General features: G+C 70.6%; 15 protein-coding genes. 9 read left to right on the forward strand and 6 right to left on the reverse strand.

From position 1 onward, the window contains the following. Nucleotides 1-76: 76 nt before the first annotated feature. The gene (locus ACZ3I4_RS04495) at nucleotides 77-4993 is read left to right on the forward strand and encodes an arginase family protein (RefSeq protein ID WP_465380412.1); all 4917 of its coding nucleotides are present in this window, start codon (nucleotides 77-79) and stop codon (nucleotides 4991-4993) included. Here the strand turns inward: ACZ3I4_RS04495 and ACZ3I4_RS04500 are convergent. After that, nucleotides 4990-5739, reverse strand: coding sequence for an alpha/beta fold hydrolase (locus ACZ3I4_RS04500; RefSeq protein WP_465380413.1), 750 nt, complete (start codon nucleotides 5737-5739; stop codon nucleotides 4990-4992). The genes ACZ3I4_RS04495 and ACZ3I4_RS04500 overlap by 4 nt on opposite strands. Further along, complete coding sequence (locus ACZ3I4_RS04505) at nucleotides 5736-7331, reverse strand: restriction endonuclease (protein WP_465380414.1); 1596 nt, start codon at nucleotides 7329-7331, stop codon at nucleotides 5736-5738. The genes ACZ3I4_RS04500 and ACZ3I4_RS04505 overlap by 4 nt, the downstream gene beginning before the upstream one ends. Before the next feature lie 391 nt (nucleotides 7332-7722). Between ACZ3I4_RS04505 and ACZ3I4_RS04510 the strand changes: the two genes are divergently transcribed. The 4 genes from ACZ3I4_RS04510 (at nucleotide 7723) to ACZ3I4_RS04525 (ending at nucleotide 11669) form a co-directional block, all read left to right on the forward strand. After that, complete coding sequence (locus ACZ3I4_RS04510; RefSeq protein WP_465380415.1) at nucleotides 7723-9426, forward strand: EAL domain-containing protein; 1704 nt, start codon at nucleotides 7723-7725, stop codon at nucleotides 9424-9426. A 19-nt stretch (nucleotides 9427-9445) separates the two neighbouring features. Further along, nucleotides 9446-9835: a cupin domain-containing protein gene (locus ACZ3I4_RS04515; protein WP_465380416.1), complete on the forward strand. Its 390-nt coding sequence runs from the start codon at nucleotides 9446-9448 to the stop codon at nucleotides 9833-9835. A gap of 222 nt (nucleotides 9836-10057) precedes the next feature. Continuing rightward, nucleotides 10058-10564, forward strand: a complete 507-nt coding sequence (locus ACZ3I4_RS04520; protein WP_465380417.1) for a MarR family winged helix-turn-helix transcriptional regulator — start codon at nucleotides 10058-10060, stop codon at nucleotides 10562-10564. Between the two features lie 19 nt (nucleotides 10565-10583). Continuing rightward, entirely contained in the window at nucleotides 10584-11669 is a 1086-nt protein-coding gene (locus ACZ3I4_RS04525; protein WP_465380418.1) for an S-(hydroxymethyl)mycothiol dehydrogenase, read from the forward strand. A gap of 13 nt (nucleotides 11670-11682) precedes the next feature. On the opposite strand, the gene ACZ3I4_RS04530 is transcribed toward ACZ3I4_RS04525, so the two are convergent. Further along, the gene (locus ACZ3I4_RS04530) at nucleotides 11683-13035 is read right to left on the reverse strand and encodes an MGH1-like glycoside hydrolase domain-containing protein (protein WP_465380419.1); all 1353 of its coding nucleotides are present in this window, start codon (nucleotides 13033-13035) and stop codon (nucleotides 11683-11685) included. A 281-nt stretch (nucleotides 13036-13316) separates the two neighbouring features. Here ACZ3I4_RS04530 and ACZ3I4_RS04535 point away from each other — a divergent pair, with 281 nt between their 5' ends. Together ACZ3I4_RS04535 and ACZ3I4_RS04540 are read left to right on the forward strand one after the other, a co-directional pair. Further along, on the forward strand, nucleotides 13317-14711 hold the full coding sequence (locus ACZ3I4_RS04535) for a hypothetical protein (RefSeq protein WP_465380420.1): 1395 nt from the start codon (nucleotides 13317-13319) through the stop codon (nucleotides 14709-14711). Between the two features lie 110 nt (nucleotides 14712-14821). After that, on the forward strand, nucleotides 14822-16366 hold the full coding sequence (locus tag ACZ3I4_RS04540; protein ID WP_465380421.1) for a hypothetical protein: 1545 nt from the start codon (nucleotides 14822-14824) through the stop codon (nucleotides 16364-16366). Here ACZ3I4_RS04540 and ACZ3I4_RS04545 read toward each other — a convergent pair. Next, nucleotides 16344-17417 (reverse strand): DNA polymerase ligase N-terminal domain-containing protein, encoded by a 1074-nt coding sequence (locus tag ACZ3I4_RS04545; protein ID WP_465380422.1) that lies wholly within the window; start codon nucleotides 17415-17417, stop codon nucleotides 16344-16346. The genes ACZ3I4_RS04540 and ACZ3I4_RS04545 overlap by 23 nt on opposite strands. A 189-nt stretch (nucleotides 17418-17606) precedes the next feature. Between ACZ3I4_RS04545 and ACZ3I4_RS04550 the strand changes: the two genes are divergently transcribed. Beyond that, nucleotides 17607-18713, forward strand: coding sequence for an FAD-dependent monooxygenase (locus ACZ3I4_RS04550; RefSeq protein WP_465380423.1), 1107 nt, complete (start codon nucleotides 17607-17609; stop codon nucleotides 18711-18713). A gap of 137 nt (nucleotides 18714-18850) precedes the next feature. Next, on the forward strand, nucleotides 18851-20605 hold the full coding sequence (gene ctaD, locus ACZ3I4_RS04555; protein WP_465380424.1) for an aa3-type cytochrome oxidase subunit I: 1755 nt from the start codon (nucleotides 18851-18853) through the stop codon (nucleotides 20603-20605). A gap of 516 nt (nucleotides 20606-21121) precedes the next feature. Here the strand turns inward: ctaD and ACZ3I4_RS04560 are convergent. Beyond that, a complete protein-coding gene (locus ACZ3I4_RS04560; RefSeq protein WP_465380425.1) occupies nucleotides 21122-21601 on the reverse strand; it encodes a TetR/AcrR family transcriptional regulator in 480 nt (159 codons plus the stop codon). Between the two features lie 431 nt (nucleotides 21602-22032). Next, entirely contained in the window at nucleotides 22033-22353 is a 321-nt protein-coding gene (locus ACZ3I4_RS04565) for a DMT family transporter (protein ID WP_465380426.1), read from the reverse strand. Nucleotides 22354-22973 lie beyond the last annotated feature (620 nt).

A 22973-nucleotide genomic window follows, 5' to 3' on the forward strand; every position in this document is an offset into this window, starting at 1 on the left:
CATAGCTGGCCAGGGCGTCAACCCGCGATCGCGCGGCGCCCGAGGCCGCGAGACGCAGCGCCCTAGACTTCGGAGGATGGCCGAGCAGCTGGAGTCGCCCACCACGATCCGGGACAGGACCGTCGCGGTCGCCGACTATCTGCTCTCCGTACGGGCTCAGATGGAACGCCCCGCCCGGACGGTCCCCGCCGATGCCCTCCGCCTGGACAGTCTGCCCGACCACGCCGCGTGCGAGCTGGGCCTGCCCGCCGACGGCACGTCCTGGCTCCGGGTCGGCCTGCCCGATCTGCCCCCGCCCGTCAAGGTTCCGCCCGCCCTCCGCCGGGACGTGACCGCGGCGGCGCGGGAGGAACCCACCTACGACGGCGACGACGAGGAGTTCACCACCTGGCGCGAGGAGGTCTGGCGTCCCTGGGCGTACGCGACCGGCGAGGCCGAGAAGACCCGCGCCCTGCACCGCCGCCTCTTCGACCTCATGCACCAGCTCGACATGACGGCGGCCACCACCGAGCTGGTCTGGGGGCACGGCCTGCTGGAAACCGTGGTCAACGGCGAGCGGGTCCGCTATCCGCTGGTCGCGACGCCGGTGCTGATCGAGTACGAGCCGGACCGATCGATGATCACGGTGTCTCCGGCCGGCCCGTCCCGCCTGCAGACCGACGCGCTCAACGGCGTCGAGGACCGCTATCTGACCCAGCTCGTCGCCCTGGCCGGTCCGGCCGGCACGCTCGAGGTCGACCTGTGGAACGACCTCGACCGTCGCGAGCTGTTCGAACGCGCGCTCGGCCGGCTCGGCCACGACCGTGTGGTCACCGGCGGCGACAGCGACGAGACCCGCACGCACATCAAGGATGTCGGCGTTCTGTTCGCCCGCCCCCGGCAGCGTCTTCTGCGCGGCTTCCTGGAAAGCCTGCGCGACCGTCTGCTGAGCGGCGACACCGAGGCGGTCGGCGCGCTGGCCGCGATCGTCGCGCACGAGCCGAGCAAGCTGCGGATGCCCGGCGACGAGCCCGACCGGTGGCAGCGGGTCGGCGAGCGCCTGCTCATGCCGCTGCCCACCAACGAGGCCCAGGAGTCGATCGCCCGCCGTCTGGCCCAGCATCGCAACGTCGCCGTGCAGGGCCCGCCCGGCACCGGCAAGACCCACACGATCCGCAACCTGATCTGCCACCTGATGGCCAACGGCAAGCGCGTGCTGGTCGTGGCGCAGAAGGAGGATCCGCTGCGGGTGCTGCGGGACGGGCTGCCCGAGGAGATCCGCTCGCTCTGCCTGGCCGTGCTCGGCCGCACCACCGATCAGCTCGTGCAGCTGCAGCTGGCCGCGCGCGAGCTGGCCGACCGGGCGGCCACGCTCGACAAGACGGCCGAGGCCCGCCGGGTCGAACGCCTCACCTCTTTACTGGAGGAGGCCGAACGCGAGCTGGCGACGGCGCTCGGCGGGCTGCGCGCGATCGCCGAGAACGAGGCGGTCACGTACGTGATCGACGGTGCCCCGCTCACTCCGGTCGAGGTCGGGGCCTGGCTGCGCGAGCGGGCCGCGACCGAGGGCGGCATCCCCGATCCGGTGTCGGGGCCGCCGCCGCTGGACGGCAGCGAGTTCGCCACGCTGCTGGAACTGGCCACCAGCCTGGAGAACGCCGACAAGGCGGCCGCGCTCGAGCCGTTGCCGCCGGCCGAGGACCTTCCGTCGGCGGCCGACGAGGCGCGGTCGCGCGGCGAGACGGACGAATTGGCGAAGAGTGTCCATGCCCTGGCCGCCCAGGGCCTCGACCTCAACGCCGTACGCAACACCAACGTCGCCGCCGTCCGGGACGACCTGCACGACGCGCTGACCTGGTTGCGCCGCCGCGAGGGCGCGTGGACCGACCGTCTCGGCCGTCTGCTCACCGACCACCACTGGCGCACTGTCTGGACCGATCACGTGGCCGCCACCGAGGCGCTGCTGGCGGAACTGGCCACGCTGACGAGGTCGCTCGCCGGTCATCAGATCACCGTCCCCGGCCCGTACGCCGCCGAACCGAAACGCCTCCTGGCCCAGCTGGCCGAGATCCGGCAGCGGTTCGCGACCGGCCGCGGCCTGAGCCGGCTGCTCCAGGCCGCGCTGTTCCGCCTGGCCGACGAGGTGCGCGTGGACGGCGAACCGCTGCGCACCGTCGAGGACGTCGATGCCGTGGCCGCGTGGGTGCGCCGCGCGCAGGCCCGGCAGCGGCTGGGCGGCCACTGGTCGGAGTGGCGTCAGCGCCTGGCCATCGCCGAGCCCCCGGGCGGGTGGGGCGACCCCGAGGTCTGGGCGGGCGCGCTGCTGGCCGAGGCGGGGCAGTCCCTGGACTGGGACGTCCGGCACTGGCCGGCGTTGGCCGAGCGGCTGTCCACCCTCGTACCGCAGCACGAACTTGACCTGGACCCGGCCGGGCTGGCCGAGGTGGCGGCGTTGCTCGACGCGGCGCTCGCCGTCTATGACCTGGACGCCCGCACCGATCGCCACAACCGGATCAGGGAGCGGCTGAACCCGTGGCCTCGTCTGGTCGCGGCCTGGGTGAACCTGCAGGGCTGGGACGAGGAACTGGCCGAAGTGCGGCGGTTGTGGCAGTTGCGGCCGGCGGCTCAGGAGCTTCGCGACAAACTGGACGTCCTCCGGGGCAGCGCCCCCGAATGGGCCGCCCAGATCGAGGCGGGCCGGGTGCCGCCGGTGTCGGGTCAGGCCTGCCTCCAGGCGTGGCAGTGGCGGCGGGCGCAGACCTGGTTCGACGACGTGATCGGCAGCGTCGACCCGGCGGTGCTGGCCAAGCGGGTCGAGAGCGCCCGCGACAAGATCCGTCGCCGGACGGCCGAGCTGGTGGTGGCGTCGGCGTGGCTCGAGGTGTCCCGCAGCCTGGACGACCGCCGGCGGGCCGCGCTGGCCGACTGGACCACCGCCCTGCGCAAGATCGGCAAGGGCACGGGGCGTAACGCCGCGGCCTGGCAGGCGCATGCGCAGCGGGCGATGGAGTCGGCCGTCGAGGCGGTGCCGGTCTGGGTCATGTCGGTCGATCGGGCGATCGAGCAGTTCGCCGGGGGCGCGCGCTTCGACGTGGTGATCGTGGACGAGGCGTCGCAGGCAGACCTGTTCGCGCTGCCGGTGCTCTCGCTGGCCGAGCGGGCCGTCGTGGTCGGCGACGACCAGCAGATCGGCCCCCAGCTGGGCTTCGTCGGGCCGGTGGCCGGTCTGATCCACAGTCATCTCGGCGACGTGCCCTCGGCCGAGCATTTCGACCCCGAGTCGTCGCTCTACGACCACGCCGTACGCCGGTCGCCCGAGCGGATCCTGCTGACCGAGCACTTCCGCTGCGTGCCGCAGATCATCGAGTTCTCGTCGCGGCACTACTACGACGGCAAGATCATGCCGTTGCGGGCCGACCGGCCGGCGTTCACCCCGCTCCGTACGGTGTTCCTGCCCGCCGGGGTGCGGCAGCCGCTGCCCGGCTTCGGGGACGTCAACGTGGCAGAGGCCGAGGCGCTGGTTCAGCAGGTGGCGTCGATCGTCCGCGACCCGCAGTACGACGGCCGGACGCTCGGTGTGATCTCCATGCTCAGCACCAGCGGTCAGGCCGGCTACCTGCTGCACCAGCTGCGTGAGGAGATCGGCGAGGACGAGATCCAGGCGCGGCGGCTGCGGGTCGGCGACGCGTACACGTTCCAGGGCGACGAGCGCGACGTCGTGCTGGTGTCCATGGTGGTCTCGGACAACGATCCCAAGGTGGCCGCGTTCACCAAACGCGAGTACCACCGCCGCATCAACGTCGCCGCCTCGCGAGCGCGTGACCAGTTGTGGATCTTCCATTCGGTGCGGGCCGGGTCGCTTCTGGCCGACGACGCGCGGGGGCTGCTTCTCACGTACGCGCAGAATCTCGCCCCGGCCGAGGAGGTCGCCGACCTGGCCGTCCGCTGCGAGAGCGACTTCGAACGGGACGTGCTGGGCCGCCTGACATCCCGCGGCTTCCGGCCGATCCCGCAGTTCCGGATCGGCGCCTACCGGATCGACTTCGTGCTCAACGCCCCGGACGGCCGCCGGCTGGCGATCGAGTGCGACGGGGACGCGTACCACGGTCCGGAGCAGTGGGAGAGCGACATGCGCCGGCAGGCGGTGCTCGAACGCGTCGGCAACTGCGTGTTCGTGCGCATCCGGGGCAGCATCTATGCCCGCGAGCCCGAGGTGGCGATGGCCCCGGTCTGGCAGCGCATCGCCGAGCTGGGCATCACGCCGCCGCCCCGCCGCACCGTGCTCGAGGTGGGCCAGTGGCAGGGTTCCGGCTCACCCGACGCGCCCAAGCTGGCCGAGGGCGCGGCCGTGCTGGCCTCGCTGATCCCGGGCGACCGCCGGGTCCGCGTGCCGGTGACCGGCTCGTTGGCCGCCAACCTGGCCGCGATCCGGGCCGCGGTGACCGACCCGCCGATGGTGACGGTGGGCGGGGACTGCGGCGTCGAGGTGGCGCCGATCGAGGCCGCGCTCGAACGGCACGGCGACGGGCTGGTGGTGGTCTGGTTCGACGCGCACGGCGACCTCAACACGCCGGAGTCGTCGCCGTCGGGCGCGTTTCACGGCATGGTGCTGCGCACGCTGCTGGGGGAGGGCCCGCCCGAGATGGAGCCCCGCCGCACGCTGCGCCCCTCGCAGGTGGTGCTGGCGGGCGTACGGGCCCTGGATGTGGCCGAGAAGGAGTACATCGCGGACCACTCGATCGAGACGGCCGACCTGGAATCGTTGCCGTCGGTGGTCGCGGCGGCCGGCGCCAAGGCCGTCTACATCCACATCGACCTCGACGTTCTCGACCCGGCGTGGTTCGGCTCGGTGGGCTTCCCCGAGCCCGACGGCGTACGCCCGGAGCGTCTCGCCGGGGCGGTCCGCGCGCTCACCTCCCGGTTCCCGCTGGCCGGCCTGGGCATCACCGAATATCAACCGGGTGATCCGGCCGACCGTGAGGTGCTGGCCGATCTGGTGCGGGCGATCTTCTAGAGATCGCGCAAGTGGGCGGCGATCGCCTCGGCCGATCTGCGCGGCGAGGTGGTGAGCACGTTGTGCGCGCCCTGCGGCACGGTGACCGAGGTGCCGCCGGTGAGCGCGGCCACCTCGGCCCGCCACCGCGGCGGGGCGACCGGGTCGAGCGAGCCGCCGAGCACCAAAGTGGGCACGTCGATCTTGGCCAGGTCGTCCTCGACGGGGTTGCGTACGGAGTGGCCGACGGTGGCCAGCACCCGCCACGGTTTCGCGTCGAACACGTCGCGGGCGAGGATCGGCACCTGCCACGGCGCCTCGACCGAGGTGTCGGCCAGCCAGCGCCCGATCAGCCCGCGGCGGTTGCGGGCGCGCGGGTCGGTGGTCGGGCTGGCCAGCACCAGCGCGGCCACCGTGCCGGGCAGCAGGACGGCGAGCCGGGCCGCCACCTCGGCGCCGAACGAGTGCCCGGCCAGGGCGACGCGTTGCAGGCCGCGGGCCGCCAGCCAGGCGGCCATGACCTCGGCGTGCTCCCTCACGTCGTACGCGTGGGAAGGCTTGTCGCTGTGCCCGAAGCCCGGCATGTCGGGCACCACGACCGGATGCCGCCGGGCCAGGACGGCGGCCGTCGGCATCAGGTAGCGGTGCGACACGGCCAGCCCGTGCAACATGACGACGGGCAGGCCGGTCGCCCGCGTGTGTGCGCGATCGTGGATCCGGAGCCCGCAGGCCGTGGTCCAGTCGCTCCGGAATCCGTGATCGATCAAGAGGTCAGCTCGATCCGAGCCTTGACCCGGCAGTAGTTCGACAGCAGCGTGACCAGCGCCGGGCCGTCGATCAGCTCGAGCGGGCGGCCCGCCACGGCGTCGTACGCCTCGGGCTCGATGCCGCCGAGCGACACCAGGATGCCCTTGGTCGCCCCGGCCGCCGTGACCGCGCCGGCCAGAGCGTGCACCGCGGCCGCCCCGACCGCGCCGCCCCGGATTGCGAAGATCACCACCGGCCCGCCGAAGATCGGCCGCGGGTCGGTCGCCTGCCACCGGGTGCCCAGGTCGCCGCGCATCGGCGGGCCCATCTGCAGGCCCATGACGCCGAACAGGTCGGACAGCTGCTGCTCCCACTGCGCGTCGGTGAGCGTCACCAGGTTGGGACGCTCGTCGATGTCGGCGAGAACGTTGAACTCCTCGGTGAAGTCGCGGTCCGCGTCCCGGTCGAAATCGATTTTTTCCGGTACGGCGGTCAGCTCGTCGGGCTCGCGTGAAAGCGCACCCTCGAGGTGTTTCACGCAGGCCACCGGGTCGACCCGGCGCAGCTTGATGGCGGCGAACGTCTCCCGCGTGGTCTGAATGGACACCAGGCAGGGCCGCACGAACCGGCCGGTGCGACGGTCGATGGTGTCGACGATGCCGTTGAACGAGACCTGGCGTACGAGACCGCCGCGGTCCGCCTCGATCACCTCGTGGATCGTCCGCAGTGTGACCCGGGCGATCACCTCGACGTACCGCCGGCGGATCTCGGTCTCGTCGCGCGGCACGGCGTTCAGGTCGTCGCGGAACCGGTCGTACCGGTACTCCTTGACGTGCGGCACCACCTCGATCGGCGGCAGGTGGTACTCGATCAGAAGGTGACGCTGCTTGGGCAGATAGGCCAGCCGGAAATGCTGCGGGAAATCGTCGGGGTAGACGGAGTTGCCCAGCACCATCGCGAAGTACTCGACGACCGAGGCCGGGTCGGCTTCGGCCACCGCCCGGGCGAACCGGTCGACCTCGGCGTTGTAGGCGGCGACCTTCGCCTCGTGCTTGCGCAGGCTTTCCTCGTACGCCCTCTGGCGGGCCACGAGCTGGCGTTTGCGCCGCTCCTCGGCCTCGGCCCACCGGGCTCGCGCCTCCTCGTAGGCCCGCTGCGCGCTGGCGTTGTACTGCTGGCGCAGGCGGTCCCCACCGAGGATCTTGCCGACGCCGCGGGGTTGCGGCGGCACGTAGCTGTCCCACCGCGGCTCGGGCAGCGGGCGACCCAGCGGCCCCGGGTCGAACGGCGGCGCGGCCACCGGCTTCTTGAACACCTCCAGGTCGATGTGGTCGTCGACGTCCAGGGTGGAGAGCAGCAGAGCGTCGAGGTCGCTGAGCCGCGCCCGGATCTCCGCGTTGGCCGCGGCGGCGTCGGCCGTCTTCGCCTCGACGTAGAGCCTCTGGTGCTCGCGCTTGCGGTCGGCGTCGCCCGCGGCCTGTTGCGCCGCCGCTATGGCCAGGTCGGCGTTGCGCCGGATCAGGTCGCGCTGCTGCGCGGCCGCGGTGTTGGCCCGCTGATCGGCGAACGCCTGGGTGGCCCGCGCCCGCTGCATGTCCCGAATGATGCCCATGCCTCGCCCTCGTTCGCGTTGCTTCCCAGAACATCCCTCGTTCGCCACCATATCCATCCGTAAGGGATCTAGTTACGCGGCGCGTCGTTGGTGTGACGTGGCGTGCATAGGGGCGCGGTTGGGCGGGTAGCAGTCGCTTAAGGTTCCACGGTCGGCACTGCCAGTGACTGTCTGTCATGGAAATGGCGCTATCTCACGGCGTGAACTACGCAGCGCAGTGGTCAACCGATCAGGTATTTCCCTACTCTGATCGGGCGAGAACCTGCTGCTCGACGATGTGCGGAGGCATCCGGTGAAAGTTTGCCGCGGCTGTCCACTGTTATATCGGCCGTGTGACGGGTCGTAATAGTTCTGGGGTCTGGGGAACGTCGTGGGGGGAGGTGGCGGGCGCATGGCCGCACCCGAGGAGCATCAGCATGTGCCGGCGCCGCGGCTTCCGGAGCAGCGGACTCCGCCCGAGGACCGTCCCGCCTGGTTCTCCTACACGGCCACCGGCGACCGGATCGTGTGGTCGGCGACGCTGCGCGAGATGCTCGGTGATCCGCCCGCGCACGACGAGGTGAGCCGCAAGGTCCTGGTCCGCTATGTGCACCGGGACGACCACGCCGAGGCGCTGGCGTCGATCACCAAGGCGTGGACGACGCGTTCCCAGGTGCGTACGACCATCCGGCTCATGCGGGTCGACGGCGGGTGGTTCGACGTGGACTGCCGGCTCGACCCGGTGAAGAGCCCCGACGGCACCGTACGAGGCATCCGCGGCACGGTGACCGACGTCTCGGCCCGCGAGCGCGCCCGCCGCGAGCTCGACCGGCTGGCCCGCCGGGGCGAGACCGTGCAGGCCACGCTGGTCGAGATCGACCCGGAAACCGGCCTGCTCACCCGGGCCCGGTTCGCCGACGAGATCGACCGGGCCCTGCGCCGCGGCGGGGGAGCGGTGCTGGTCATCCGGGTGCAGCCGGAACCGTCCGGGCCGGACGGCGACCACGTGCGCCCCGAACGCAACGCCAACCTGCTGCAACGGGCCGCCCGGGTGCTCGAGGGCGTGATGCAGGAGGGCGCGCTGCTGGGCCGGGTCGGGCCCAACGAGATCGCCGTACTGCTGTCCGGCACCTCGTGGCCGATGGCCCGGCGCGAGTCGGAGCTGCTGGTCGAGGCGCTGCGGTCGCAGACCTTCGTGCTGCCCGACACCTGGCTGCGCGCGCACGCCTGGGGCGGCCTCGTGCGTTTCACCCCCGACGGTGACGCCGGCAGCCACGAACTGCTGATCGACGCCGAGCACGCCTGGCGGCAGGCCCGCGACGACGGCACGCCGCTCGGCCTGATCGCCCACCCGGTGCCGGCCCGCGACCGGCAGGGCTCCTACCGCAGCCGGGTCGCCGACGCGCTCGACACCGACCGGTTCACCCTCTATGCCCAGCCCATCCTCGAGCTGCAGAGCAACGAGATCACCCGGCACGAGCTGCTGCTGCGGGTGCTCGACGAGGCCGACGGCCCGCAGTCGCCGATCCAGGTGCTCGACATCGCCGAGCGCCTCGACGCGGTCTTCGACATCGACCTGTGGGTGGTCGAGCGGGCCATGCAGCTGGCCGCCGAACAGCCCGGCCGCTGTCTGCAGATCAACCTGTCCGGCCGCTCGGTCGGCGATCCGCGGCTCACCGACGAGGTCGAGAGGCTCATCGACCGGTACGGGGTCAAGCCCGAGCAGCTGACCTTCGAGATCACCGAGACGGCCCTGATCGGCAACCTCAGCGAGGCGCGCCGGTTCGCCGACCGCATCCGCGATCTCGGCTGCGAGCTGGCGCTGGACGACTTCGGCTCGGGCTACGCGTCGTTCCGCTACCTGCGGATCTTCCCGATCGACCTGGTCAAGATCGATGGCGAGTACGTGGTCGACCTGGTCAACAGCCCGCAGGATCAGGTGCTCGTGCGGGCCCTGGTGCAGGTCTGCCAGGCGTACGGGATCCACACGGTGGCCGAGTTCGTGCAGGACGAGCCCACCCTGCGGCTCCTGCGCGAGCTGGGCGTCGACTATGTGCAGGGCTACTTGATCGGCCGGCCCGCCCCGGTGGTCGAAGGCCGATTGCGCACGTCCTGAGCTGGGTACAGGGACGGTCATGGAGCACTTCACGATCGCCACCGTCGCCGAGGAGAGCCCGGATTTCCGCCGGGTGCTCTGGACCGGCAAGCACACCCAGCTGGTCATCATGACGATTCCGCCGGACGGCGAGATCGGCGAGGAGGTCCACGAGGTGGACCAGATCCTCACCTTCGTCAGCGGAACCGGCAAGGCCATCGTGTCCGGCCAGGAGCGCAAGGTCGCCCAGGGTGACCTGGTCGTGGTTCCCGCCGGGCGCAAGCACAACTTCCTCAACACCGGGCCGAACCCGCTGGTCCTCTACACCGTCTACGGCCCGGCGGAGCACGCCGACGGCGCGGTGCACAAGACGAAGGAAGAGGCCGACGCCGCCGAGGAGGCCGGCCAGGACGAGCCGCCGCAGGAGTAACGCTCGAGGGATTCCAGCGCCGCCAGATGTGAGCACGGCGCCGGCACCGGCCGTGGCCCCCCAGCCGAACCGGTGCCGGCGCCGTGCCGCTTGGGCCGGCCCCGGGGAAAGTCCGAGCGCAGCGTACAAGGACAACGTCGCCCGTCGATCGGTCTCGCCCACGTCCGGGGCAACCTGGACCCGGATCGTGACCTAAGCGCGGGCCGCTACTAACCTTCCTGCATGACAGAGCCTTCTGGCGCGGCTGAGCCGCGGTGGTTGACCGACGAGCAGCAACAGACGTGGCGCCGCCTCGTCGAAGTGCTGATCAAGGTGCCCGCGGCTCTCGAGGCTCAGCTGCAACGCGAGGCCGGGCTGACCCACATGGGTTACATCGTTCTCGTGACCCTCAGTGAGGAGCCCGACCGGCGGCTGGCCATGAGCAAGCTCGCCAAGAACGTGAGCGCCTCGCTCTCCCGCCTCTCGCACGTCGTCGCCCGGCTCGAGGGCCAGGGCTGGGTGCGCCGTGAGCGTGACGCCGGCGACGGCCGCGTGCAGATCGCCGTGCTCACCGACCACGGCTTCGCCAAGATCAGGGATTCGGCGCCCGGTCACGTCGAGGCCGTGCAGCAGCTGATCTTCGACCGGCTCTCCCCGGCCCAGGTGCGTCAGCTGGCCAAGCTGGCCGACGCGTTGCTCGACCAGCCGCTCGACGTGCGCTTCCCGCCGACCTCTGACCCCTGCGCGTGATCGCCTCTACGCTGGGCGCATGAGTCAGCGAGTGCAGGGCGTCATCGCCCGCAGCAAGGGTGCCCCCGTCGAGCTCACCACGATCGTGGTGCCCGACCCGGGGCCCGGTGAGGCCGTGGTCGCGATCCAGGCGTGCGGGGTGTGCCACACCGACCTGCACTACCGCGAGGGCGGCATCAACGACGACTTCCCGTTCCTGCTCGGCCACGAGGCGGCCGGCGTGGTCGAGTCGGTCGGCTCCGGGGTCACCGACGTCGCCCCGGGCGACTTCGTGGTGCTCAACTGGCGTGCCGTCTGCGGCACGTGCCGGGCCTGCCGCAAGGGCAAGCCGTGGTACTGCTTCGCCACGCACAACGCCACCCAGAAGATGACCCTGGAGGACGGCACCGAGCTGTCCCCGGCCCTGGGCATCGGCGCGTTCGCCGAAAAGACGCTCGTGCACGCCGGACAGTGCACAAAGGTCGACCCGCGGGCCCGGGCCGCCGCCGTCGGCCTGCTCGGCTGCGGCGTGATGGCCGGCATCGGCGCGGCCATCAACACCGGCGGCGTGACCCGCGGCGACTCGGTCGCGGTGATCGGCTGCGGCGGTGTCGGCGACGGCGCGGTGGCCGGGGCGGCGCTGGCCGGGGCGACCACGATCATCGCGATCGACACCGACGACCAGAAACTGGAGTGGGCCAAGGGCTTCGGCGCCACCCACACGATCAACGCGCGTGGCGTCGACGTGGTCGAGAAGGTCAAGGAGCTGACCGGAGGCTTCGGGGCCGATGTCGTGGTCGAGGCGGTGGGCCGGCCCGAGACGTACGAGCAGGCCTTCTACGCCCGTGACCTGGCCGGCACGGTCGTGCTCGTCGGCGTGCCCACCCCCGACATGAAGATCGAGCTGCCGCTGCTCGAGATCTTCGGGCGGGGCGGCGCGCTCAAGTCCAGCTGGTACGGCGACTGCCTGCCGTCGCGCGACTTCCCGATGCTGACCGAGCTCTACCTGCAGGGCCGCCTCGACCTGGACGCCTTCGTGACCGAGGAGATCGCGCTGGGTCAGGTCGAGGAGGCCTTCGGCAAGATGCACACCGGCGGCGTGCTGCGCTCGGTCGTCGTCTTCTAGGCCGTCACAGCATTCAAGCGGCTTTGGCGTACGCCGGCACGGAACGGTCGGCGAGCAGGTCGAGGGCCAGGGCGGCGGTCCAGCTGAAGGTGGGCGCGCCCAGGCCCTCGCCGTTCTTCGGGTGGAAATACTCGAAGTGACCGTTGCGGTGCACCAGCCGAACCATGGCCGCCCGCAGGTCCTCGGCCTCGTCGAGCAGGCCGTGGATCAGCAGGCCGCGGCGCAGCAGCCAGTTCACATTGACCCAGACCGGCCCCCGCCAGTAACGCTGGGTGTCGAAGTCGGGCGCCGTACGGTCGTAGCTCGGCACCGGCAGCCCGGTCTCGTGGGGCAGGCCGAACCGTTCCGAGCGGAGCTCGGCCAGCATGCCGTCGACCTGCTCGGCCGGCACGTCGGGCAGCATCAACGGCATCAGGCCGCTGACGCAATGGGCCGGGCTGAGCGTGCCGGTGCGCACGTCGCGGGCGTGGAAGGTGCCGGTCTCCGGATTCCACAGACGCTTGACGATCGCGCCGGTGATCCGCTGGGCGCGCTCGCGGTGCGCGTCGGACTCGGCGGCCAGCCCGAGCACGGCGGCCATCTGGGCCAGGGCCAGTTCGGCCGCGCCCAGGATCGAGTTGAACGACGGGCACTCGACCGCGAACGCGTGCCGCCGCAGCAGGCCGGCGTCCGAATACTCCTCGGCGCGGTAGCTGAGGACCAGGCCGACGTACCGGGCGTAGTCGCGGTCGGTCGGGCGATGCGCCGCGTCGGAGACGTCGAGGTCGCGCCGGCGGAACGTACTCAGCAGCGACATGTCGGCCGGCACGTCGGCCATCGCGGCGTCCCAGGCCGGGCTGTTGTCCAGGCCCGACTCCCACGGGTGCACGATGGCGGCCAGCCCGTCGCCGCCCAGATTGCGGCGCGTCGTCAGATAGCCCTGCTGGGCGACCAGCCGGGGATAGAGCCATTCCAGTTCCCCGTACGCCTGCTGCACGCACGCCGCCCCGTGCGCGGAGGCGCGGCGGTAGACCTCCCAGGCCGCGATGGCGTGCAGCGGAGGCTGGACGATCCCGGTGCTTCCGTGTGCGGGCCGGTTCGCGTACGCGGGAACGCCCCAGAAGGCCGGACCCGGGAAGTAGTCGGACTCGGCGGTCGCGGGGTCGAAGACGATGTGCGGCACGCGCCCGTCCGGCCACTGGGCCTCGAACAGGCTGCGCAGGTCACGCCAGGCGCGGGTCGGATTGACGTAGGCCAGGCCGATCGCGATGAACGCGGCATCCCAGCTCCACTGGTGCGGATAGAGACGGCGGGACGGGACCATGTGGTCGTCCTGCCAGTTGGTCTCGAGAACGCGGGCGGCGGAATTCCAGAGTTCAGCAGACATCTCGGTCATCAATGCGGGAGTCGGGGGGCTGTCGGCGTGCATCTAAACAGAAGACCTTTCCGCTGCGGTCACCGGTAAACCCTTCATCGCCGAAGGCGGGGCTGAATGAAGGGAACCGGGAAGCCGGGCTCGGAGCACGGACCACCGGTGCGCCGGGCGGTCAGATGCAAGCCGAGTTTACGTGAACGAGAGGTAACAATTTAGTTTCGGGACCACAGGATCTTGCGCCGATCCTTATGCTGCGGGCGCTGTAGATGCTCGGGGACATACGGAGGAGCCCGATGCGCCCACCCGTTCTTCGTCGTTTGCTCGCCGGACTGGCGGCATTGACCCTCGTTCTCACCTGGGCGCTGCCGGCGCAGGCCGCGGCCAAAGCCAAGGTCGACTTCTTCGTCAAGAGCTACACGATCGCCCCCGGCCACGGTGAGCTGATCTACACGCTGCTCTTCGCCGATCGGCCGCTGCCGGTGGCGCGCGGCGCGGTCGCCCTCAAATACCGGTTCGTCAACCAGAACCGGGTCTTCCGGCTGCAGGAGGCGGGCCACCCCAACAACTGCAGCGTCGACATCGAGACCCTGCTCGAGCTGAATTGCAGCGCCGAGGTCACCTCGCTGACCCCGGCCGGTGTCGACTCCGCGGTGGTCGGCTGGGTGCAGGTCGACGGCGCGGCCAAGGCCGGCGACCAGGCCACGCTGACCGCGACGATGACCGTCAAGGGCTATGCCCCGGTCACCCGCACCGCCCGGATCACCGTCGGCGAGGGCGTGTCGCTCAACGCCGTCGACCCCGAGAAGGAACGCTCGGCCGCGCCCGGCGCCACCATCGACACCCCGCTGACGATCACCAACGCGTCCTCGGTGCCGGTCCAGGGCACGGCGCTCCTCGGCAACACGCAATACGCCTTCGAATCCCGTACGCAATACAGCAACTGCGCGTACGTCGACGGCGTGCTGACCGCCTGCGTCTTCCCGCAGACCCTCGCTCCGGGGGCCACTTATCGGGTCACCCTGCCGCAGCGGGTGCGCAAGGACACCGCGGCCCCCGGCACCCAGTACACCGGGTGGCAGTGGATGACCGACGAGGAGTTCGCCGACCTGCGGCAATACGTGATCAAGGGCGGGTTCAGCCGGCTCGGCCCGGCCGGCAAGGGCGGAGTGCTGCGGCTGACCGAGGTCGTCACCGCGAAGGCCGGCCCGCCGCAGGCACTGACCGAATACGCGTCGCACAACTTGAAGCTCACCGTCACCGGCAAGAAGTCGGCCGACCTGGCCGCCGTCGGCGCCACGGCCAAGGGCAAGAAGGGTGCGGTCGTCACCGTCTCGGTCGGCCTGCGCGACAACGGGCCCGCCGCGATCGACCACAGCCGGGTCAACGGCACCTGGCCGACCACACGCTTCTACGTGCCCAAGGGCACCACCGCCGTACGGGTGCCCGACCGATGCTTCCCGATGACCATCACCGGCAGGATCGACGAGAACCGGCCCGGTGCGCCCGGCGAGCTCCGCTACAGCTGCGACTTCTTCTCGCTGCTCAAGGTCGGCGGCACGGTGAAGTTCGCCTTCGGGCTGCGGATCAACCAGGTGATCAAGGGGGCCCGGGGCGCGGTGGCGGTCGGGGCGCCGGCCGAGGAGCTCAACAAGAAGAACAACACGGCCGCGATCGTGCTCAACCGCTAGACCTTCGGCGTCGACCCCCGAGATAACGATTCCGTCTCGGGGTCACGGGCTGGTGCGGTGATCCCTACACTTCGGACGATTTGGTGTTCGGGTTATGCGGAGGAGCCCCGATGCGTCCCCTTGTTCTGCGTCGTCTGCCGGCCGGTCTGGCCGCGCTGGCGCTCGCCCTCGCCTGGGCGGTGCCGGCTCAGGCCGCCGCGAAGCCCGAGGTCGATCTCTACCTCAAGAGCCACACGGTCGTGCCCGGATCCAACACGTACATCTCCACCCTGCTGTTTGCCGACCGGACCCTGCCCGTGGCCGGTGACGCGGTCAGCCTCCGTTACCGGTTCATCGACCAGGACCCGGCGTTCCGGTTCCTGCACCAGAGCTCCGGGGACAACTGCCGTGCGGCCACCCCCGGCAACGTCGATCTGAGCTGCAGTTCGCCGGTGACCGCGCTGACCCCGGCCGGTGTCGACCCCTTGCTGGTCGGCAGCTTCATCAACATCGCCGACGACGCCGTGCCCGGCCAGGAGGCCACGCTCACCGCGACGATGACCGTCAAGGGATACGCCCCGGTCACCCGGACGGCCCGCGTCACGGTCGGCGAGGGGGTCAGCCTGACCGCCGTGACCAGCGATCGCATCGTGAAGGCCGCACCGGGCGACCCGATCGACGCCCCGCTCACGATCAGGAACTCGGGCTCCGTGGCGGCGCAGGGCGTCGGGTTCCGCGCCGGCCGCGAATACTTCCTCGAGAGCCGTACGCAGTACAGCAACTGCGACTACGCCGACGGCCTGTTGGCCTGGTGCACGTTCGACCAGACGCTCGAGCCCGGGACCACGTACCGGGTGAACTTGCCGCTCAGGGTGCGGGCCGACACCCTCTCCCCGGGCATGCGGGCCGGCATCTGGGAGTGGATGACCGACGAGGAGCTCGCCGACCAGCGGCAGTGGGTGCGCAATGGCGGCTACGGGCAGATCGGCACGCCCGGCCGCGGTGGTGTCCTGCGGCTTACCCCGGTGGCCGCGGCCAAGGCCGCGCCTCCGCAGGCCCTACTGCCCCCCGGGTCTCCCCAGCACGCCCTGAAAGTCGAGCTCACCGGCCGGAACTCGGCCGACGTGGCCGCTGTCGGCGCCACAGCGTCGGGCCAGAAGGGTGCAGTGGTCACCGTTCCGGTCGGCCTGCTCAACCATGGGCCGGCGACGTTGGACCGCGCCGACTGGGCGAAGACCCGCTTCTACGTGCCCAAGGGCGCCACGGCGGTCCGGGTGCCGGACAGCTGCTACCCCATGACCGCCGACGGCGAGATCGACGCGGGCCGGCCCGGGGCGGCGGGTTCGCCGCGCTACTACTGTGAGTTCTCCTCGCTGCTGAAGGCCGGCGGCACCGTGACATTCGAGTTCGGGCTGCGCATCGACCAGGTGATCCCGGGGGCCCGGGGCACGGTGGCGTTGGCCGCGCCGGCCGATGCGGGCGAGCTGAATCCGGCCAACAACACGGCGGCGGTCGTCCTGAACCCGGCTGCGGCGCCGCCACCGTCCGGTGGATCCGGCGGGGGCGGCGGGCTGCCGATCACCGGGCCGCAGGGCGCTCTGTTCGGCGCGATCGGTCTGCTGCTGGTGCTGGGCGGGGCCGGGGCGCTGTTCCTCACGCGCCGTCGGGCTGCTTGATCTCCAGCCAGAGGCGGCTGCGGCGTCCGGGCAAGTAGGGGGAGTCGAGGCGTTTGGCCACGATTCCCCCGAGGCCCTGGGCCGCGGCCGCCTCGAGCGCGAACTCGCCGCCGCCGGGGAAGTACGGCGGCGTCTGCCAGTGGTCGCCGTTGATCGACAGACCTTCCAGCAGCTCGCGGCGTTCGCCGTACCGCACCGCCTCGACCGTGCTGTGGCCCTCCAGCCAGAGCAGGTCGTACGCCAGGAAATGGACCGGGGTGCGCTCGGCGGCGCGCTTGGCCGCGGCGGAGTCCTTCGGCTGCTTGCGCCGCTCGAGCTGGGCCGGGTCGGGCAGCGTGACGATCTCGCCGTCCAGCACGGCCTCGATCGGCGCCAGCTGCGGCCCGAGCGGGCGGATCTCCGGATACCACGAGGTCACGTCGTTGCCGTCGGCGTCCAGCAGGCGTACGCGGCCGCCGGAGACATAAGCGAGGACGCGCCGGCCGCCCCACGCCATCTCGTAGCCCCACTCGGCGTCCTCGGCCGGCCCGGGCAGGCCGGCCGCCCTGGTCGCCAGCATCGGCGGCACCACCTCGGGCATCGTCTCCCAGCCGGGCTCGGGCGGGTCCATCCGCCGGACCATCCAGTCGTTGCCGCCGGTCTGGAAGAAGACGTAGCGCCCCTTGGTGCGGTCGCCGTCGAACGTGACGCCTATCTCGTCGTCGCGCCACTTGGTCGTCTCGTACGTGCCGCTGTCAAAGATCGTCATCCGGCCGCCGCCGTACTCGCCGGCCGGGATCTCACCCGAGAAGTCCAGGTATTCGAGCGGGTGGTCCTCGGTGTGCTTGGCCAGGTTGTTGCGGTGCTGATCACGGGGCAGGCCGCGCGGAACGGCGAACGAGACGAGCACGCCGTCGCGCTCGAGCCGGACATCCCAGTGCAGGCTGCGCGCGTGATGCTGCTGAATCACGAACCGGTGGCGGTCGGTCGGCTGCGGCGAGGCCTTGGGCACCGGTTCCGGGGTGCGTGATGCGTCCCGTTTACGGCGATAGTCGGCGAGACGGTCCGTCATGTCTTCAGTGTTCTCCCGCGGCGGGGGAAAATACACGGACGTAATTCGTCCGACCCCCCATGCGAGGTTGAGGTATGCCCACCATCCGAACAATTCGGACTCCTCGATGATCGCGGGTTTCCCCCAACGGTGGCTCGGGGTAGTGTCTTGGCTCCGACGCGTGTCCGACGGGTGGGAGGCAAGGCTGCGATGACGTTGCGCATCCTGGTGGTGGGCGCGGGAATCGCCGGGCTGGCCGTCGCGCGAGCTCTGCGCCTGGCCGGATTCCGGCCCGATGTGGTCGAGGAGCTTCCGGCCACCATGCTGCCCGGCGCCGGCATCTATCTGCCCGGCAATGCGTCCCGCGCCCTGCGGCAGCTCGGCCTCGACGCGCCGCTGCGCCCGCTGGGCGACCTCATCTTCCGGCAGGTCTTCCTCGACTCGCGGGGCCGTGAGCTCTTCGAGCTCGATGTGGCCGCCCTCTGGGCCGGCGTCGGCGAGTCCCGGGCCCTGTCCCGGGCCGACCTGCAGCAGGTCCTGCTGACCGGGGTCGGCGGCGAGGTGCGTTACGACACGGCCGTACGGGATCTCGAGATCTTCGACCAGACCGCCAAGGTCGAGTTCGCCGACGGCAGCGTCACCGAATACGACCTGGTGGTCGGGGCCGACGGCCGCCGCTCGACGATCCGGTCCAAGGCCGGGCTGGGCGGGCCGGCCACGCCGACCGGCCAGATCGTCTATCGCTCGGTGGTCTCCGGCGGCCCGCCGCTCAGCGACTGGACGGCCCTGCTCGGGCGCCGTTCCTCGTTCGTGGCGATGCCGATGGGCGGCCGCAAGCTCTATTTCCACGCCGACGAGACCGCACCCGACGCGCCCAACCCCGAAGATCCGCTGGCCCGGGTGCGCGAGCTCTTCGGCGGTTTCGGCGGCCCGGTGCCGGCAATCCTCGGCGCGATCGAAAAGGTTCAGGTGGCGCGTACGGACGAGGTCGTTCTGGACGCATGGTCGCGCGGTCCGGTGGTACTCGTCGGTGATGCAGCCCATGCCACCGCTCCGACCCTGGCCCAGGGTGCGGCCATGTCCTTCGAAGACGCCGTCGTCCTGGGCGAGGAACTCCGCAAGGCCGGCGACGACGTGCCGGCGGCCCTCGCGGCGTACGAAAATCGCCGTCGCCCCCGCTGCACCGACATGCGTGACCGCACCCGCGAGCGCGACCGCACCCGTGACGTGCCGCCCGCGCTGCGCGACCCCATGCTGCGCAGGCGTGGCCTGCGGATCTTCGCCGACCACTACCGACCGTTGGTCCAGCCGGTCTGAGCGGCAGCACAAACCGTTGTTGACCTCTTTGGTCACCCCCCGCCCGCGAGGGGTCGGCGGGGGACTATTCTGCCTGCGAGGTACGCCTTTCATCTACGGCGTACTGAGTGGGACGAACGAGACAACGGAGGCTATTCGTGACGACCGTTGCGCCTAAGCCGATCGTGACCCGGCCCTATCCGGTCCGGCGGCAGGTCAAGGGTTCGGCACTTGCCCGGATCCTGCGCACGACGGACGCGAAGCAGATCGGGATCATGTATTTGGTCACGGCCTTCGTGTTCTACATGCTCGGCGGCCTCATGGCGCTGCTGATGCGCACCGAGCTGGCGCGGCCGGGCATGCAGTTGCTCTCGCCCGAGCAGTACAACCAGCTGTTCACCATGCACGGCACGATCATGCTGCTGTTCTTCGCGACGCCGATCGTGTTCGCGTTCGCCAACTTCGTGGTGCCGATCCAGATCGGCGCGCCCGACGTGGCGTTCCCGCGGCTCAACGCGTTCGCGTACTGGCTGTACCTGTTCGGCGGCACGATCACCATCAGCGGCTTCTTCACTCCGGGGGGCGCGGCCGACTTCGGCTGGTTCGCCTACACCCCGCTGAGCGACTCGCTGCACTCGCCGGGCGTCGGCGGCAACATGTGGGTGGTCGGCCTGGCCCTTTCCGGTCTGGGCACGATCCTCGGTGGCGTCAACCTGATCACCACGGTGCTCACTCTGCGCGCCCCCGGCATGACCATGTTCCGCATGCCGATCATGACGTGGAACATCCTCGTCACCAGCCTTCTGGTGATCATGGTCTTCCCGTTCCTGGCGGCCGCGCTGTTCGCCCTGGCCGCCGACCGCGTGCTCGGTGCTCACGTCTTCGACGTCGACACCGGCGGGCCGATGCTGTGGCAGCACCTCTTCTGGTTCTTCGGCCACCCCGAGGTGTACATCGTGGCGCTGCCGTTCTTCGGCATCATCACCGAGGTCATCCCGGTCTTCAGCCGCAAGCCGGTCTTCGGCTACAAGGGCCTGGTCGCCGCGACGCTGCTGATCGCCGCGCTGTCGATGTCGGTGTGGGCGCACCACATGTTCGTCACCGGCCAGGTGCTGCTGCCGTTCTTCAGCTTCCTGAGCTTCCTCATCGCGGTGCCGACCGGCATGAAGTTCTTCGTGTGGATCGGCACGATGTGGCGCGGCCAGATCAGCTTCGAAACACCGATGATGTTCGCGATCGGCTTCCTGGTGACGTTCCTCTTCGGTGGTCTGTCCGGCGTGCTGCTGGCCTCCCCGCCGATCGACTTCCACGTCTCCGACTCGTACTTCGTGATCGCGCACTTCCACTACGTGCTGTTCGGCACGATCGTGTTCGCGGTGTTCTCCGGCATCTATTTCTGGTTCCCCAAGATGTTCGGGCGGATGCTCGACGAGCGCCTCGGCAAGATTCACTTCTGGCTGACGTTCATCGGCTTCCACGCCACGTTCCTGGTGCAGCACTGGCTGGGCACCGAGGGCATGCCCCGGCGTTACGCGGACTACCTCGAGAGCGACGGGTTCACGTTCCTGAACACGTTCTCGACGATCGGCTCGTTCGTGCTCGGCCTGTCGACCCTGCCGTTCATCTACAACTGCTGGAAGTCGTACAAGGTCGGCCAGGTCGTGACCGTCGACGACCCGTGGGGCCACGGCAACTCGCTCGAGTGGGCCACCTCGTCCCCGCCGCCCCTGCGCAACTTCGACCGCATGCCGCGCATCCGTTCCGAGCGCCCCGCGTTCGACGCCAAGTTCCCGGAACTGGCGGCCGGCGAGCAGTCCATCGCAGGCCCGCCCGAGGGCGGCGCCCGCCCCTTGACCCGAGAGTCAGACGGCGGCGCGACCTACCCGGAAGACACCGGCTCCAACCGCAACTGAGAGCCCTGAAACGGCCCGCCTCCTTCCGGGGGCGGGCCGTTTCGCTTTCCCCGCCCGCCTTCTTACCGGGGCGGGCCGTTTTGCTTTCCCCGCTCGCCTGTTCCCAAGGCGGGCCGTTCGCTTCTTGCCCGCAGCGCACTTCTGCCGATAGCTCCTGCCCCGAGCGCGGCACTTTCTGGCACCACTCCGCGCTGGGTCCGGCGGATGGCCTTCCTTACTGGTCTGGGGAGCGGCCTTCCTCGCCGGTTGGCGCGGACGGGCCATCCTTGCTGTTCTGTAAGGAGCGGCAGTTTTCGCCGGTCTGTGCAGATGGCCTGCTTGCCGGTCTGCGTAGACGGCCTACTTGCCGGTCTGCGTACGGCCTACTTGCCGGTCCGTGCAGATGGCCTACTCGCTGGTCTGCGTAGACGGCCTGCTTGCCGGTCTGTGCAGACGGCCTCCTCGCCGGGTTGGGCGGCTGGCCTTCTCACCGGTTGGGCGGGTCGTCTTCCTTTGGAGGGGCGTGGGCTGGAGCCGTCAGGGGGTCGTCAGGCGGCGGATTGTGGCTGTCAGGGTGTCGGGGTTTACGTCTCGGCCGGTGATCAGGGCCTGGAGCGTTACGCCGTCGAAGAGGGCCATCACGTCGCGGGTGGCGTCGGTGCCGAGGTGCGGCTCGAGGATGTCACGCATGCCGGTCAGCCAGGCCATGGCCAGCGGGCGGAGGGCGGGGTCGCGGGCGGCCGCTACGTACAGCTCGCATTCGAGCTGAGCTCGCTGACGGTCCGTGAGGTATTCGACGATCAGGCCGGCAACCGCCGCCGGAATGTCGTCGGCGGTCCGCAACCGCTCGGCCCACCGATCGAAGTCGGCCTGCAACTCGGCCGCGGCCAGCTGCAGACCGGCGGCGATCAGGTCGTCGAGCGTGGGGAAGTAGTAGGTCGTCGCCCCGAGCGGAAGGTCGGCCTTGGCGGCAACCGCCCGATGCGACGTCCGGGCCAGCCCCGACTCCGAGATCACTTCGAGCGCCGCAGCGGCCAGCGCCCGCCGTCGCGCCTCCGGATCGCGGGCCCGCTGCGGCCGCCGCGGCTCCCCGTCGCTACGCCGCCGAGCCGGCTTCCCCGCCGCCGGACTGTCATCATGCAGCGGATCCCGATCACTGCGCCGCCGCCTAGGTCGATCAGCGCCCGACCCGCCCTCGGACCGAGATCCCCGATCCGCCTGCCGCCGTCCCCGCTCGGTCCCCGCGTCGGCCGCCCGGACTCGGGCCTGGCCGGCGTCCGTTCCTGTGTTTCCTGCGGAGTGAGCGCTCCGCCTAGCGGACAGCGCGGGACCGACGACGCTCGCGAGGGGAGCCTTGACCGTCTCCCAGCCGCTCGCCGTATCCCGCGAAACCGATCGGTTTTGGCCGGTCTCGTCGGGAGCGTCGGTCGGGTCGAATCCCGGGTTGCTCAATGGGCACCGCCCAGATTCACGGTCACTACGCCGGCGATGATGAGGCTGACCCCGACGACCTTAATCGTCGTGAGCGGCTCGCCGAGAAAGACCGCGCCGATGGCCACGATCGCCGCTGTGCCAATGGCCGACCAGACCGCGTAGACGACGCCGACCGGCAGGTCCTTCACGCACACCGACAAGGCAGCGAACGAGACCACGTAACCGGCCAGGCAGCCGACCGTGGGCCACAGCCGAGAGAAGCCTTCCGTCGACTTCAACATGCTCGTCGCCAGGACTTCCGCACTGATGGCAACCAGCAGAAACACGTACGGCACGGCGTTCCTTCTCTCAACTTGTACGGCTGTACAAGTACGACCGTACAAGAAGCTCGCGAGAGTGCCATCGTGAGGTCCATCACTGCAGCTCAGTAATGGTGCAGGGCTGCCACCCAAGCCTTTTCGTGCGATCCGCAGCGGGCACGAGGGGGGCGGCTTGACCATTGAAACGGTGGGTGCTTGACCCGAAGGGATTGGCGGGGGCGTCGGCACCAGGCCTGCGCTGGCTGACCTTCCCGGGTGAGAGACGGGCATCAGGGTCAGTAGCGGTCAAGGGCGGCCGGTGGGAACTTGTCTCCGTGTCCGAGGAGGTCGCCGGAGCACTGCGTCAGATGCGCCGTCGCGGGAAAGCTTCGGCGGGGCACGGGCGGACGGCAGGAGCTGCGGCTGGGTGGCCGGTCACCTCCGGAGGCGACGACGACGTGCCGGTGTGCGGCACCTGCCCTGTCGGGGGACGCTGAGTGGCACGGGCGGTGTGCGGCGGCCTGCCCTGTCGGTGGGGGCGCTGGGTGGCACGGGCGGTGTGCGGCGGCCTGCCCTGTCGGTGGGGGCGCTGGGTGGCATCGCGCACGTGCTGGTGCGCGGCGCCTGCCCAGGTCGTTCGGGGAGGTGCTCGGGGG

It is taken from the genome of Actinoplanes sp. NPDC021490 (assembly GCF_055562135.1).